We start from the raw sequence: 15,753 nt of genomic DNA on the forward strand, positions 1-15,753 counted from the left end.
TATTTTGATTATTGTTCCTCCTGGGCTTTGTCTTCAGGATCTGATGGGATATCCCTATTCCTTAAATAGGCAAAAGCGGCAGATATATGCTCCAGAATTCCTGATGCTGTAAGGCTTTCCTCTCCAAGTTTATGTGCCCCTATATCACCGGCTAGTCCGTGAAGATACACACCCAGTCGGGTGGCAGCCAGGGGATCATATTTCTGAGCCAGAAGGCTGGTGATAATACCTGCTAGTACATCACCGCTACCAGCTGTGGCCATACCAGGATTGCCAGTGGGGTTAATATACCCCTTACCTTTATGAATAATCAGCGTATAAGCCCCTTTAATAACGAGCACACACCCGTATTGATCAGCAAAGGCCTTTGCTTTTTCCAATTTTTCAAAATCGTCATTCCAGGCTCCAATTAAGCGGGCCAGTTCTCCGGGATGCGGGGTGAGAATAGTACCTTCTGGCATCAACGACAACATCTCCGTGTTTTCAGAGAGAATATTCAGGGAGTCTGCATCCAGCACCAGGGGTGTTTTGTGCTTTTTCAGGAATGCCCCCAGAGCTGATGCCGTGGCATTTTCCCTCCCAAGGCCTATGCCTATACCTATGGCGTCTGCTTTCCAGTCAATCTCAATACCAGTAACATACTTTTCGCCCTTGTCTGTCTGTACCATAGCTTCGGGAACGGCTGTTTGCAAAGGCACATATCCACACCCAGGTACATGCAAGGTGAGTAATCCGCAGCCGGTAAGCAGGGCTGCACGAGCTGAAAGTATTACTGCACCAATCTTCCCAAAACTTCCCCCTGCAATCAACGCATGGCCGTAAGTTCCCTTGTGGGAGAATCTATCCCTGAACTTCAAACAACTCCTGACTTCCTCCTGTTCCGTTAAAAAATAATCTGCTTCCTCATTCCGGATGAATTCCTCATCCAGACCAATATCCAGTATAGCCCATTGATCAACATATCTTCCGGTATCAGGGAGGAAAAAAGGCAGTTTGGGTGTCTGAAAGCTCAGAACGTAGGTGGCATGTATCACACCCTGATCTTTTTGTAAGGCCTGATCCATAAACATACCTGAAGGGATATCTACTGAAAGCACAAATTTCCCGGAATTATTTATCCCTTTTATTATTTGGGAAACCCAGGGCGCAGGAGGCCTGTTAAGCCCAATACCAAAGATCGCATCTATAACCAGCTCTGTGTCTTGCAGATTCGGTAACACGGAGGCTTCATCAAGATAATTGGGCCATATCTTACGATCCTTTAATCTGGCTAAATTTGTAAGAAAGTCCTCTGAGCGATATTCACTATAGTTCACAACGAACACTTCTATATGGTAACCGTGTTCCCAGAGATGCCTGCACAGGGCCAGGCCATCTCCCCCATTATTGCCAATACCGCAAAACAGGCTTATTTTCACGGGAGCCCCCTGCAATCTCTTGTGGATCCAATGAAAAAGGCCCATGGCTGCTCGTTCCATCAGTTCATCACTGGAAATCTTCTGGGAATCCATTGTGGATTTATCAGCTTTACGGACCTGTTCTGCATCAAAAATCTTCATTTTCCAAAATATCACACCGGTTGATTAGGACTTGTCAAAAGTATGTCCGGTAGTTTGTTGCGGTACTTAAATGTACTACTTTTGAATCTTAAATTGAAGCCAATTAATAAAGGAATTAACGGGTAGTCAGGCATGGGAGGTTAACCGCTCCTGTTCCTGGTAAAAAGCTTTTTCGCTCCCTTCAGGGAAAGGAAATAACACCAAAGATTCCGGATCCTGTATGATACAGGATCGCAAATTGCTTTTCTTAAGGCAAATAGAATATGGTAGTTTTAAAATTCGGGGGGACTTCTGTAGCTAACGCAGAGAATATTCAAAAAGTCAGGGAAATTGTCGACCAGTCAGTAACTGGTAGTTGCGTTGTGGTTGTATCTGCACTGGGAGGCGTTACAGACCTGCTTCTGGATGCACTGGACATGGCAGCTTCCCGGGATGCGGGATATGGCGACAAACTTTCTGTTATTGAAGAACGGCATATCAAAACCGTTAAAGCCCTGCTCCCCGTGGCCAATCAAAGTGCCTGCCTAAGTAAGATCAAATCAGAGCTTAATGTTTTGGAATCCCTCGTAGAAGGTGCCTTTCTAATAGGGGAAAGAACCCCTCAACTGGCAGACAAGATTGTAAGTTTTGGCGAACTCCTGAGCGCTTATCTCATCGGCCAGTATTTTCAGGCCGAAGGAATGGACGCGGTGTTCAAGGATAGTAGGGAACTGATCAGGACCAACAACACTTTTGGAAAAGCTGTTGTAGAATTTGAACTCACCAATCCTAATTGTCAGGAATATTTTGCAAAAAACACAAATCGGATTAATATCCTGCCCGGTTTTATAGCATCTTCGGTCACCGGTAACGCTACTACACTTGGGAGAGGTGGATCTGATTATACAGCCGCCGTTATAGCCGCGGCAATTGATGCGGAAGAATTGCAAATATGGACGGATGTCAGCGGTATGTTTACCGCCAATCCAAAAATTGTGAAGCAAGCAAAGTCCATACCGGAAATCTCTTATCAGGAGGCTATGGAGTTATCCCATTTTGGAGCCAAAGTCCTGTATCCACCAACCGTACAACCCGTGCTCGCCAAAGGCATACCCATGCGGATCAAAAATACATTTGAACCCGATGCCCCGGGCACGCTTATTTCAAAGGGTCAAATTTTGGAAGGCGGAACAGTACGGGGGATCAGCAACATCCCCGATATTGCACTGCTTTCCCTTGAAGGCCCCGGCATGATTGGTATACCCGGTATTTCCAAGCGCTTTTTTGAAGTACTTTCCCTGGCCAATATCAGTGTGGTTTTGATCACCCAGGCCTCTTCCGAACATTCCATCTGTGTGGGGATTTCCAGCAATGAAGCCGATAGGGCCGAAACCGCGGTAAACGAGGCTTTTGCCTATGAGATTAGCCTGGGTAAAATCAAACCCGTTATTGTTGAGAAAAGTCTTGCCATTATTGCTTTGGTTGGGGACCATATGAAAAGCCACCAGGGTTTGAGTGGTAAAATGTTCAGTGCCCTGGGAAAAAATAATGTCAACATAAGAGCTATTGCACAGGGGGCTTCAGAACGAAACATCTCAGCGGTTATAGATGAGGCCGACGTTAAAAAAGCCCTGAATACCCTTCATGAGGAATTTTTCGAGGAACAGGTCAAGCAGCTCAATCTCTATGTAATGGGTACCGGCAACGTCGGGGCCAAACTACTGGATCAAATTGAGCAGCAGCAGCGTTACCTGAAGAAAAATCTCAAAATGAACCTGCGTGTAATTGGCATATCCAACTCCCGAAAAATGACCTTTAACGAAAAAGGCATCCCTTTAAAACAATGGCGTGAGGAATTGGATAAAGGGGAGGCTGCCAATCGTATAACCTTCCTGGATACCATTAAACAAAATAATTTCCGCAATAGTATTTTCGTGGATAATACGGCAAGTGAAGTAATTTCCCAGACCTATCCCGACTGCCTCAGGAAAAGTATTGCAGTAGTTACCTGCAATAAAATTGCGTGTTCTTCTGCCATTGAAAACTACCAGGAACTCAAAGCACTTTCCAGGGAATACAATGCACCTTTCCTTTTTGAAACTAATGTTGGGGCAGGGTTACCTATCATTGATACGCTCAAGCACCTGATCGCTTCGGGGGATAAAGTACACAAGATACAGGCTGTGCTATCGGGAAGCCTGAACTTTGTATTCAACAAGTTCAATGAACAAACTACGTTCCAGGAGGTGGTAAGGCAGGCCCAGGAGCAGGGTTTCACTGAACCCGATCCCAAAATAGATCTCAGCGGCATAGACGTAATGCGCAAGATTCTGATCCTGGCCAGGGAGAGTGGTTACCCCATTGAGCTGGATCAGATTGAGAATAAGTCGTTTCTGCCTGAGGAAAGCCTCAACACCCCGGACAACCAGACCTTTTTTGCCTCACTTGAAAAATATGAGGAACACTTTCAAAAACAGTATCAGCAGGCAAAGGCAAATAACTGCCGATTGAAATATGTTGCCGAATTCGCAAATGGAAAGGCAAGTGTGGGGCTACAGCAAATCCCAAAAGGACACGACTTTTACAACCTGGAGGGAAGTGACAATATAGTTTTGTTTTTTACCGAACGGTATCCAAACCAGCCTCTTATGGTCAAAGGAGCCGGTGCCGGTGCAGATGTTACTGCGTCCGGACTATTTGCGGATATTATCAGAATAGGTAACTTTTAAGCCATGGAAGGGGTACGCATATTTTGTCCGGCCACAATTGCCAATATTTCCTGCGGGTTCGATGTGCTTGGAGTGGCCCTGGACAGCGTTGGGGATGAGATGACACTAAGGAAAACGGATACTCCCGGGATCCGAATCACCAAAATCATTGGGCAGGAAATACCGCTGGAAACGGAACAAAATGTTGCCGGGGTTGCAGCTCTGGCGCTATTAGGCGAATGTGATTTTTCAGGTGGGATTGAGATTGAAATTGAGAAAAAAATAAAGCCGGGAAGCGGTATCGGCAGCAGCGCGGCTAGTGCGGCCGGAGCAGCTTTCGGACTAAACCTCTTGCTTGGAAATCCCTTTAACAGGCATCAGCTGGTTCGATTCGCCATGCAGGGAGAAAAACTGGCAAGCGGAGTAGCGCATGCAGACAATGTGGCCCCTGCCCTTCTTGGTGGGTTTACCCTGGTACGCAGCTACGACCCCCTCGATGTTATTAAACTGAATACGCCTGAACAATTATACGCAACCATAATACATCCGCAGATAGAAGTTAAGACGGCAGACTCCCGTAAGATCCTGAAAACGGGTATATCCTTAAAAGATGGTATAAGGCAATGGGGAAATGTAGGCGGATTAATAGCAGGGTTGTATACGGAAGATTATGACCTCATAAGCAGGTCATTGGAAGATCATATAGTAGAGCCTATTCGCTCCATGCTGATCCCCGGGTATGACGATCTTAAAGGGGCGGCCGTAAAAGCCGGTGCCTTGGGGGTGGGTATTTCCGGTTCTGGCCCCTCAGTATTTGCCCTGAGCAAAGGTTCTGCAAAGGCCAGGGAGGTAGCCGATGCTTTTAGATCCGCATATTCAGTTGTAGGAGTTCCCTTTGAAATTCACGTTTCCAAAATCAACCAGGAGGGAATTAAAGTACTGGAGCAATGGTAGGTAATTCCCAGCGAGTAGGTATATATGAAATATTACAGTTTACATCATAAAGCACCCAAAGTTTCCTTCCGGGAAGCCGTAATTCGGGGCATAGCTCCTGACAAAGGCTTGTATTTTCCTGAAAATTTTACTGCCCTTCCCCAAACCTTTTTCAATTCTATTTCCTCCTTAAGTAAAACGGAAATAGCCTTCCAGGCCATATCACAGTTTGTTGCCGGGGAGATCCCGGACCACGAGTTGGAATCCATATTGGAAAATGTTCTGGATTTTGATTTTCCTATGGTGGAACTGGACGAGCATACATCCGTGCTGGAATTATTCCACGGTCCTACCATGGCCTTTAAAGATGTGGGTGCCAGGTTTATGGCTGAATGCCTGGGCTACTTCAATCGAAACAGTGACCAGGAGGTTACTATTCTTGTAGCTACCTCAGGGGATACAGGCGGCGCAGTGGCCAATGGGTTTCTGGGAGTTAAGGGGGTACAGGTAGTAATCCTGTACCCGTCAGGAAAGGTTAGTGACATTCAGGAAAAACAACTCACTACCCTGGGGCAAAATATTACCGCCCTCGAAGTGGAGGGAACTTTCGACGATTGCCAGAACATGGTCAAAACAGCCTTTCTGGATGAAGACGTTAATGGCAACAGAAAACTAACTTCGGCCAATTCCATCAATGTAGCACGCTGGCTGCCCCAGATGTTTTACTACCTGTTTGCTTACCGGAAAGTTTCAGGTCATAACAGAGAATTGGTTTTTTCGGTGCCCAGCGGTAATTTCGGAAACATCTGTGCGGGCATGGTTGCTCATAAGCTGGGAATGCCCTGCAGGCATTTTATCGCAGCTACCAATGTCAATGATACGGTTCCCAATTTCATGGAAAGTCAGGTGTACCACCCCAAACCCTCCATTGCCACCATTTCCAATGCAATGGATGTAGGGAATCCTAGTAATTTTATCAGGATTATGGAGTTATTTGGGAATGACTTCCAACAACTGAGCAAAATACTTTCCAGCTACTCCTATACCGATTCCCAAACCCGGAATGCCATGGTCCAATTAAAGCAGACATTCAATTATATTGCTGATCCGCACGGTGCTGTGGGTTATTTGGGACTGAAGAGGTATCAGGAGGAACATCCGGATTCCTATGGAATATTCCTGGAGACGGCACATCCAATCAAATTCCTGGATGTAGTTAGGGAAACCCTGGGATCGGAGCTAAGCATTCCCCCCCAAATTGAAATGGTTTTGAAACGAAAAAAAGTTGCACTATCCATCTCAAACTACCAGGAACTAAAGGAGTACCTTCTCAACTCCTGATCGGGGGCTGAAGCAATTAACATTAATTTAAATAAACGGATAACCTGGCACCTGCGGGTCTCTGTTATTTTAGGTAAATTTGGACGATCAAAATTCATAATTGAAATGAAGCAAACAGCGCTGGCCGATGTGCATAAATCCCTAGGGGCTAAAATGGTTCCCTTTGCCGGTTTCGAAATGCCGGTATCCTATGAAGGAGTAAACATTGAACACGAAACCGTAAGAAAAGGCGTGGGGGTTTTTGACGTATCACATATGGGAGAGTTCCTTATCGAAGGTCCTGATGCCCTTAGTCTTATACAAAAGATATCCTCCAATGATGCCTCCAAACTAACTGTTGGGAAGGCACAGTACAGCTGTATGCCTAATGAAAGCGGGGGCATCGTGGACGACCTGATAATTTACAGGGTCAAGGACGAAGTATACCTGCTGGTTGTAAATGCCTCAAATATTGAAAAGGACTGGGCACATATATCCAAATACAACACGGGCATTGGTGCGCAAATGCGCAATATTTCCGATGCCTATTCCCTGCTTGCCATACAGGGGCCGTTGGCCGTGGAGGCCATGCAGTCCCTAACCTCCGTTGACCTCTCTGAAATCAAGTTTTACAATTTTGTTGTAGGCGACTTTGCCGGAATCGACCATGTGATCATATCTGCAACGGGGTATACCGGTTCGGGTGGATTTGAAATCTATTGTAAAAATGAAGAGGTGGAACAGGTCTGGAACAGGGTGTTTGAGGCAGGAGAAGCTTACGGAATAAAACCTATCGGACTGGCCGCTCGGGATACTTTGCGCCTGGAAATGGGCTATTGCCTGTATGGAAACGATATAGATGATACCACATCGCCTATTGAGGCCGGACTTGGATGGATTACCAAATTCACTAAAGACTTTGTGAACCATGAGGCACTTGCCAGAGAAAAGGAAGAAGGTCCAAAAAGAAAGCTGATCGCTTTTGAATTACAGGAGAGGGGAATACCACGACAGGGTTATTCAATTGTGGACGAAGCGGGAAAAGAGATGGGAAAGGTTACCTCCGGAACTATGTCCCCTTCGCTTGGCTTAGGTATAGGACTGGGTTATGTGCCTGTATCAGAGGCATCTGCAGATAACATCATATACATTCAAATCCGTAAAAAAGCTGTACCCGCAAAAATTGTAAAACTACCTTTTTATAAAGTGGAAAAGTAAATGTCGGACGACAGGGGGAAGAAGGAAAAAGGGAGTAAAAGGGTTTTGATTCTGGGAGGAAGCGGATTCCTTGGAAATGCCATTTACAAGGAGCTTTGCAACTATTACAATACTTACGGCACCTATTGTTCTGCCAGGAGGTCATTTGAAGACAATCAACAATTCCTTAAGTACGATATGCAGGAAGACGATATTGTACAGTTGCTTGAGAAAATAAGACCCGATGTTATTATTTCCGCCCTCCGGGGAAGCTTTGCAGCCCAGATACAGGCACATCAGCATATGGTGGAATACCTCACTAAGAATAACTGTGCCCTGTTCTTCATATCATCGGCAAATGTTTTTGATGCTTACAGCAAATTTCCTTCGTACGAAGACGACAAGACCCTGTCTGAGAGCGTCTATGGCCGATTGAAGATTAAAATCGAGAACATGCTACTGAGGCTGCCCAAATCCAAAATGGCTATACTCAGAGTTCCCATGGTTTTTGGCAATACATCGCCACGCATCCGGGATATTAAGAAACAGATCTGGAAGAATGAGCCAATTGAGGTATTTCCCAACCTGGTCATTAATGTGACCAATGATGACCGGCTGACACAACAAATACACTACCTCATAAACCGAAACAAAAGGGGTATCTTCCACCTGGGGAGCAAAGACCTTGTACACCATGAGGATTTTATCAAGGAAGTAGTAGAGAGAATAGGGAGTTTCAACCCCATCTTCAAGCGGGTTTACACTACAAACCAGGAGCGCTACCTGGCTGTTTTACCCAGGAAAAACCTGCTTCCCAAAAACCTGAGGATCAGCTATCAGGAAATCATAGATCACCACCTCGTAGTTTAAAAAGGGAATGTACATTGTTTTATATTTAAAGGGATTAAAATGGAAAAACTTACATCAGCACAAATTGAAGAACGGATCAAAGAAATACCCGGCTGGAACTACACCGGAAAAGCCATTGAGACCAATCTGAAATTCAAGGATTTCCGGGAAGCTTTTGCTGTAATGACCCGGATTGCATTTGAGTGTGAGGCACTGAATCATCATCCGGACTGGAAAAATGTATACAACCAGTTGCATATTGCACTGAACACCCATGACGCCCAGGGGATAACCGAAAAGGATTTTCAGTTGGCCCATGCGGTCCAGGATATTATTTCGAACTAGTGACAATGTCCCGGGCATCTTGCCGGAGCGGTAAAATATGCTAAATTTGATACCGTCAAAAACGAAGCATGGGAAGAGCATTTGAATTCAGGAAAGCAAGAAAAATGAAGCGTTGGGCAGCCATGTCCAAGGCCTTTACACGCATTGGAAAAGACATTGTGATGGCCGTAAAGGAAGGCGGACCTGACCCGGATTCCAATTCACGACTGCGGGCTGTGATTCAGAATGCGAAATCCGTCAATATGCCCAAAGACAATATTGAACGGGCCATCAAACGGGCGACGGATAAATCACAGGGCGATTATAAGGAGGTCCTGTTCGAGGGGTATGGCCCACATGGCATTGCCATCCTAATAGAAACCGCAACTGATAACAACACTCGGACGGTTGCCAATATCCGTAGCTATTTCAACAAATGCAACGGCAGCCTGGGCACCTCGGGTTCAGTAGAATTTATGTTTGATCATACCTGTAACTTCCGCATAAACGGAGAAGGTCTTGATCCGGAGGAACTGGAACTGGATATGATAGATTTTGGCGCGGAAGAAGTCTTTACAGATGAAGACGGTATCCATATCTACGCTCCATTCGAAAGCTTTGGTGCTATTCAGAAGGAACTGGAATCCCGTGGAATCGAAATCCTGTCCTCCGGTTTTGATCGCATTCCACAGGTCACCAAGGAACTCGCCCCTGAGGAGGTTGAAGACGTAGAAAAACTGCTTGAAAAAATTGAAGAAGACGACGATGTTCAGAACGTCTTCCACACCATGCAGGAGTAAAACATCCTTTCTTACATCTCATCTGAGCTGATCAGGATCATTTCAATTCAATGGGCTTACCATTATTTTTGGTTTAGTAATCGTTTCAAGGCTATTTTTCCCACCTGGCCCTGTTGTTTAACCTAAATATGTGTCACCATGAAAACGCTGTCCAAAATCCTCATTGCTCCCTTATTCCTTTTTGCCTTTTTGCTTCTCTCCTGTTCTTCAGATGATGAAGATGCAAAAGTTAACGAAGGTCCATCTTATGCCATTTCCGATCTGGCAGGAACGTGGATTGCCACTGAAATCAGATTTTCCTATTGTGGAAGCGGAACGGTAGAACCATCATCTGTCGACATCATTGCCGAAGGTGCTACTGCAACTATGGTTGTACAGACCACCGGTAGGTTCACTCTAACCATTACCTTCCCGGATGATGTGGATGATGAAATTATTACAGGAAAAATGTACTTTGAAAACGGTGAATTTTTCGCCATTCAATTTGATGATGACCCACCCGACGATCCTACTTATTTCGGGGATACTTTATCTGGGAATACCTTCACACTTAATGGAGGCCCTGAAACTGCGGAATTTGATTTTGATGATGATGGAAATGAAGAATGTGCTTCCGTATATCTGAAATTTGTCAGGGACTAAAAGTATTTTCAAACGATAATGCTTTGCTTTAAGAGTCTGGTGGTAGATGCCTCCTGTGCCTGAACTAAAATTCAGGCATTGGAGGATTTTTTTATATCCCAAATTCAGGTATTTTACCCTCCACCCCCTTATAGAATTCCAGGTAAGTTTTAAAGTCCATTTCCTTATCATCCGTGGGCCATACCGGATCAGAGATCTTCACTTCCTTTTTACCAAAGTCAAAGGCAACCATAACTATGGGAACTTCCGCCGCCTTAGCAATATAGTAGAAACCGGAACGCCATTTTTCCACTTTTTTCCGCGTGCCTTCAGGGGATAATGCCAGGCGGAATTCATCCCTGGAATTAAAGATCCTGCTAATAGATGCCACCGTATCCTCATTTTTGAAACGATCTACCGGGGTACCGCCCAGGGATCGGAACCACCACCCAAAAGGTGGTCTGAACAGGCTCTTTTTGCCAATGAAGTTGATCTCCAGACCTACTATTTTCCGCACCAGTAAACCCACAATAAAATCTACCCAGCTTGTATGGGGGGCAACGATTACCACGCATTTGCGTACATCCGGGAAATTTCCAGTGAGTTTCCATCCCATGAGTCTGAAATAAATAAATGAAGCCAGTGCTTTCATAAAAGTGCTGCAGTAATAATGTCCCTTATTGGTTAAATCTTACGGTAAATTCTTTTCAGGTCTTCACGGCTCACCTTAGATCTCCAATCCGGTCCGAGGGCGTTTTCCCATAAGGGAACCATGCCCAGGGCAATTTCGACTATCTGATCCAGCTCCTTTTCAGTGAGTCCGGCACATACCCCAGTGGGCAGGCTTATATTGTGCTTGACCATCATGCGGTGAAATTGGGCAACACCCTCGGGATAATAGTCCTGCAGGTGCTGGAATACCAGACAGTTGCCAAGCCCGTGGCGTATGCCCAGGATAAATGACAGCCCATAGCTCATAGCGTGGGCTACTCCAACCTGCGAATAGGCGATGCTCATGCCCCCGTGCCAGGAGGCCATCATCAATTTATCCCTGGATTCCTCCGGTGGTAGATCTCCCAGAAAAACTTCCCGGCATAATTGCAGGGCTTTATCACCATAGCTCTGGCTGAAAGCATTCAGAAAAGTACCCTGCAGGGATTCAATACAGTGGATATAGCAATCCATTCCGGTGTAAAACCACTGATCTTTAGGAACCCCCTCGGTCAGATCCGGGTCCAGGATCACCTGGTCAAATGTGCTGTAATCCGAATTGATTCCCAGTTTGCGCTCAGGTCCGGAGAGTACAGTAGTTCTGGAGACCTCAGCACCGGTACCGCTTATAGTAGGTATCCCCACATGATAGCAAGAAGGACGCTGTACCAGGTCCCACCCCTGATATTCGGCTGCACTTCCTTTATTATTTAACATTACAGAAACTGCCTTGGCAAGATCCAGGAGAGTGCCTCCGCCAATCCCAATTATCCCGGAGGGCCTTTCCGAATGATCTGTCTTAATCCGCGCCACAAGGGTGTCTACCTGAATTGTACTTGGCTCTTCATCAGCAGAAATAAAGATCACCTGGTCCTGAAAGATAACAGGCAGGCGTCCAACGAGTTCAGTTCCTTCAAAAACATCATCTACCAGGTAGATCATAGGCGCATCAATACTTATCCTCCGGGCCAGCAGGATATCTCCCAACTGGTCGAAACTACCCCGTCCAAAAACAACTCTTGGTACCATAGGGAAGTTTCTGAAGGGTTTTCGTGCCTTCATGGTGTCTGTTTCTATTTCCTTCTTCTCGTTCATAGCCTATTAAAGATAATGCAAGAGCTCCTTAAGTGAACCCAGTGTAATATGGTCATTGTTGTGATCTTCCGGGGAGACCACTTCATGAGCCCATGTAGTATGGAAGGGAACATGTATGGCCTGCGCTCCGATATTTAATATGGGTAGCACATCGGACTTAAGGGAATTACCCACCATAAGAAACTCCTTTACATCTACTTCCAGATGGTCCAGTAGGTGCTGATAATTGGATTCTTTTTTGTCACTCAGCACTTCCACATGGTGGAAATAACGGGAGAGCCCGGACTTGTCTAGTTTACGTTCCTGATCCAATAAATCACCTTTGGTGAGGACAATGAGGCGGTATTTTGATTCCAGTGCTCTAAGCACTTCCTCTACCCCATCCAACAACTCCACAGGTTTGGAAATCATTCGCTTTCCCATAGTAATAATCTCGTGAATCGTTTCCTGTTCGATATTATTATTGGAAAGTTCCAGAGCGGATTCTATCATGGACAACATGAAGCTCTTGATCCCATATCCGTATAATTCAAGGTTTTCCATTTCTTTCCGAAACAGTTCCTGGTCTACTTTGTTCTTCGTTTCGTACTGCTCGAGCAGATCTGCAAACTTTTCCTCAGTTTCCCGGAAATAGGTTTCATTCACCCAAAGTGTATCATCGGCGTCAAACCCAATAACCCTGATATGGCTCAAATCTAACTCCATAGTGCCTTTGCTTTTTCAAGATCTTCCGGAGTATCAATTTCTACCCCGGTCACTTCTGTTTCCACCATCTTGATCTTTTTGCCGTATTCCAGGTAGCGAATAGCCTCAATCTTCTCTGCTGCTTCCAGTGGAAGCATGGGTAGCCTCCTGAAATCCAGCAAGGCGCTCTTCCTGAAAGCATAAATCCCCTTGTGTTTGAAATAAGAAATCTCCCTGGTGTCGTCCCTGGGATAGGGAATCGGAGAACGCGAGAAGTACAGGGCGAAACTTCGCTGGTCCACGATGACCTTTACGGTATTGGGATTATTTATTTCAGAGGTATCCGTGATCCTGGTCATCAGGGAGGCCAGGTCTATTTCATTCTCTGTATCATCCCGGAAAACTTCCAGTACAGCTTCCAGGCTTTTCTTTTCCGTAAAGGGTTCATCCCCCTGTACATTCACAATAATGTCTACGTCCATGTCCTCCACTGCCTCGGCAATTCGGTCGCTGCCCGTCTGATGTTCTCTCTTGCTCATCAATGCCTTACCTCCTTCATCTATAATTGTATCATAAATCACAGGGCTATCAGTTACCACGTAGACCTCATCGAAAAGCCCGGTACTTACCGTGGCCTGATAGGTACGCAGAATAACGGGTTTGCCGGCCAGGTCCTTCATTAGTTTTCCCGGGAAGCGGGACGCAGCATAGCGGGCAGGAATCATGGCAATTATTCTCATTTCAACAGGGCTTTAGCGATTTAAACGTGGTCGTAATTTGCGATAAATAACAAAAATTACAGCGAGGATCAGGATAACTAATATGGCGGCAATGACAGGCAAAAATACTGCGGTAAGGGAAACCACTGTTGCTGTCCCCGTTTCTATAGTGGATACCACTGGATTCCCCAGGCCACCGGTTGTGGCGGTGGATGCCAGGCGACTTGTCGCCGAAGCTCCTTTTATGGCCGATGCTGTACCTCCTCCTGCTATGATGGCCAGAGACCAGGTCACCAGAGGGTCCATATTGGTTAGCGTAGAAACCATTACGGCCGTTCCTGCGATTGCTGCCAATGGAACAGCCAGGCCGTCCAGCAGGTTATCAACCCAGGGGATATAATAGGCAAACACCTCTACCACCATAGCTACTCCGAAGGTGATCACAGCCGCCAGGCTCCCCATCCACTGCCAACTGGCATTAAGGTCCCAAATCCCATTGTAGGAAGCCAGGCTAAGCACAAACAGGGGCAGGAATACCCGAAAACCCACAGAAGCTGCAAGGCCAACGCCCAGGAATATGCTTATTATGGTTTCGGAGGTCATAGTATACGCTTTGCTACTAAAATAACCCTTTCCTAATCAAGAAAAAAATTGTCCTTAAAGCCAATCAGGTAGAGTTTACTCCTGGCCCTCGTAATTGCCGTGTACAACCAGCGTAGGTACTCTTTGTCTGCTCCGTCAGGCAGGTAAGGCTGCTCCACAAAAACGGTATCCCATTGTCCACCCTGGGATTTATGGCAGGTTATGGCGTAAGAAAATTTCACTTGTAGCGCATTGAAATACTTATTGTTCTTTACTCCCATGAAACGTTTGTAGGAGGACTTCTCATGGGCGTAATCTTTTTGCACCTCCTGATAGAGGCGATTGCCCTCTTCCCAGGACAATGACGGGGTTTCTGCCTTGATAGTATCCAGCAGCAATACCGTTTCAAAAGGACGCTGATCGGGATAATCCACCATTTGTACCCGTACTTCCGCAAATCTGAAGCCATACAATTCACATACGGCAAATATCTCCAGTACCTCAATAATGTCTCCATTGGCAATAAAACCAGCTTCAGAATTCGGTTTCAACCAAAAGTAATTGTTCTTCACCACCATGAGGTAATCTCCGGCCGACAACTCACTTTCCAGGAAAAGGATGCGTTTTCTGATATTCTCATTATACAGGTTGGCCCTTTTGTTAGACCGGACTATAAAAACCGTTTCTTCCTTCCCCAGCTTACTGTAAGCATCGTCTATAGCCTCCTGGGTCTCATAGCCATCAGTGAGCCTGACGATGTCCGTGAACCCTTCGAGATTAAATTTAAATCCGTCATAATAGCCACTTTCAATCTGTTCCCTTACCAGGGTAGCATTCCAGAGGATTCCCGAAGACTTGCTTTGCCGTACCACCTCATCCAGTTCAAGTCCCAGTACCTCCTTCTGATATGTAAGTCCCAGTTTGCCAGGATCCAAAGCCGGGCTGAGTGACAGCTTCACAGGTGGCAGCTGTGCCGTATCCCCAATCAAAACAAGCTTGCACTGATGTCCGGAATATACAAACTGGATCAGATCGTCCAGCAGGGACCCGTTCTCAAAGAGCCTGGAATCTGCAGGTGTATCCGGAATCATAGAGGCCTCATCAACAATAAAAACGGTATTGCGATGCTTGTTGGGAGCCAGGACAAACCGCATGGCACCGCTCTTTTCCTTTCTCGGAAAATATATCTTTCGGTGTATGGTATAAGCGCGGGTATTGGCATACTGACTCATTACTTTGGCTGCCCGACCAGTTGGGGCCATCAGAACAGACTTGAGACCGGTTTTCCACAGGCACCTGACCATAGTGGCAATAATAGTGGTCTTTCCCGTACCGGCAAACCCACGTAGCATGTAAACGGTGCCTTTTTCAGTTGAAAGCAGATACTGTGAAAGCTCCTCCAGAGCGCGGTCCTGCTTTAGGGTAGGTTCATGCGGAAAAGCATCATGGAGTATCTTGAAAAAAGCTTTGGGAGAAAGATCGCGCATAGGGACACAAATATAGGCCAATTATAAGTTGTACAGGAATCCAGTTCCACAAATAAACGCGAGGCCTTTGTACCGGATTAAGGGATCCCTTTGACTAACTTATATCGCTTAATTTCAATGCCTTATCAAGGAAAGAAATAACAGCTTCAATCCCCTGAATTCAGGGGAAAAATCCAGCTGTAAAT

General features: G+C 45.9%; 15 protein-coding genes. 8 read left to right on the plus strand and 7 right to left on the minus strand.

What is annotated here, in order from left to right; translation table 11 throughout:
• Window positions 1–8 precede the first annotated feature (8 nt).
• Window positions 9–1,559: an NAD(P)H-hydrate dehydratase gene (locus OO016_RS10020; RefSeq protein ID WP_266013187.1), complete on the minus strand. Its 1,551-nt coding sequence runs from the start codon at window positions 1,557–1,559 to the stop codon at window positions 9–11.
• Window positions 1,560–1,822: 263 nt separating this feature from the next.
• Between OO016_RS10020 and thrA the strand changes: the two genes are divergently transcribed.
• The 8 genes from thrA (at window position 1,823) to OO016_RS10060 (ending at window position 10,311) form a co-directional block, all read left to right on the plus strand.
• Window positions 1,823–4,267: a bifunctional aspartate kinase/homoserine dehydrogenase I gene (thrA, locus tag OO016_RS10025; protein WP_266013189.1), complete on the plus strand. Its 2,445-nt coding sequence runs from the start codon at window positions 1,823–1,825 to the stop codon at window positions 4,265–4,267.
• Between the two features lie 3 nt (window positions 4,268–4,270).
• Window positions 4,271–5,200: a homoserine kinase gene (locus tag OO016_RS10030; protein WP_266013191.1), complete on the plus strand. Its 930-nt coding sequence runs from the start codon at window positions 4,271–4,273 to the stop codon at window positions 5,198–5,200.
• Between the two features lie 24 nt (window positions 5,201–5,224).
• Window positions 5,225–6,520 (plus strand): threonine synthase, encoded by a 1,296-nt coding sequence (thrC, locus tag OO016_RS10035; RefSeq protein ID WP_266013192.1) that lies wholly within the window; start codon window positions 5,225–5,227, stop codon window positions 6,518–6,520.
• Window positions 6,521–6,625: 105 nt separating this feature from the next.
• A complete protein-coding gene (gcvT, locus tag OO016_RS10040; RefSeq protein WP_266013194.1) occupies window positions 6,626–7,717 on the plus strand; it encodes a glycine cleavage system aminomethyltransferase GcvT in 1,092 nt (363 codons plus the stop codon).
• Window positions 7,718–8,566: a sugar nucleotide-binding protein gene (locus tag OO016_RS10045; RefSeq protein WP_266013196.1), complete on the plus strand. Its 849-nt coding sequence runs from the start codon at window positions 7,718–7,720 to the stop codon at window positions 8,564–8,566.
• Between the two features lie 39 nt (window positions 8,567–8,605).
• A complete protein-coding gene (locus OO016_RS10050) occupies window positions 8,606–8,890 on the plus strand; it encodes a 4a-hydroxytetrahydrobiopterin dehydratase (protein WP_266013198.1) in 285 nt (94 codons plus the stop codon).
• A 68-nt stretch (window positions 8,891–8,958) separates the two neighbouring features.
• Window positions 8,959–9,669, plus strand: a complete 711-nt coding sequence (locus tag OO016_RS10055; RefSeq protein ID WP_266013200.1) for a YebC/PmpR family DNA-binding transcriptional regulator — start codon at window positions 8,959–8,961, stop codon at window positions 9,667–9,669.
• Between the two features lie 138 nt (window positions 9,670–9,807).
• Window positions 9,808–10,311, plus strand: a complete 504-nt coding sequence (locus OO016_RS10060) for a hypothetical protein (RefSeq protein WP_266013201.1) — start codon at window positions 9,808–9,810, stop codon at window positions 10,309–10,311.
• 91 nt (window positions 10,312–10,402) lie between these two features.
• Here OO016_RS10060 and OO016_RS10065 read toward each other — a convergent pair whose 3' ends face one another.
• From OO016_RS10065 to OO016_RS10090, 6 genes are read right to left on the minus strand one after another with little or no spacing between them, the layout of a single operon-like run.
• Window positions 10,403–10,942, minus strand: coding sequence for a 1-acyl-sn-glycerol-3-phosphate acyltransferase (locus OO016_RS10065; RefSeq protein ID WP_266013203.1), 540 nt, complete (start codon window positions 10,940–10,942; stop codon window positions 10,403–10,405).
• Window positions 10,943–10,974: 32 nt separating this feature from the next.
• Complete coding sequence (locus tag OO016_RS10070) at window positions 10,975–12,096, minus strand: iron-containing alcohol dehydrogenase family protein (protein WP_266013205.1); 1,122 nt, start codon at window positions 12,094–12,096, stop codon at window positions 10,975–10,977.
• Window positions 12,097–12,102: 6 nt separating this feature from the next.
• Window positions 12,103–12,801: an HAD family hydrolase gene (locus OO016_RS10075; RefSeq protein WP_266013207.1), complete on the minus strand. Its 699-nt coding sequence runs from the start codon at window positions 12,799–12,801 to the stop codon at window positions 12,103–12,105.
• Window positions 12,792–13,520 carry a 3-deoxy-manno-octulosonate cytidylyltransferase gene (gene kdsB, locus OO016_RS10080; protein WP_266013209.1) on the minus strand — a complete coding sequence of 243 codons (729 nt, stop codon included), beginning with the start codon at window positions 13,518–13,520 and terminating at the stop codon, window positions 12,792–12,794. Before kdsB ends, OO016_RS10075 begins: the two co-directional genes overlap by 10 nt.
• 12 nt (window positions 13,521–13,532) lie before the next feature.
• Window positions 13,533–14,102, minus strand: coding sequence for a DUF4126 domain-containing protein (locus tag OO016_RS10085; RefSeq protein ID WP_266013212.1), 570 nt, complete (start codon window positions 14,100–14,102; stop codon window positions 13,533–13,535).
• 32 nt (window positions 14,103–14,134) lie between these two features.
• On the minus strand, window positions 14,135–15,568 hold the full coding sequence (locus OO016_RS10090; protein ID WP_266013214.1) for an ATP-dependent DNA helicase: 1,434 nt from the start codon (window positions 15,566–15,568) through the stop codon (window positions 14,135–14,137).
• Window positions 15,569–15,753 lie beyond the last annotated feature (185 nt).

The sequence above is a fragment of the Lentiprolixibacter aurantiacus genome, assembly GCF_026241225.1.
Lineage (GTDB): Bacteria > Bacteroidota > Bacteroidia > Flavobacteriales > Flavobacteriaceae > Lentiprolixibacter > Lentiprolixibacter aurantiacus.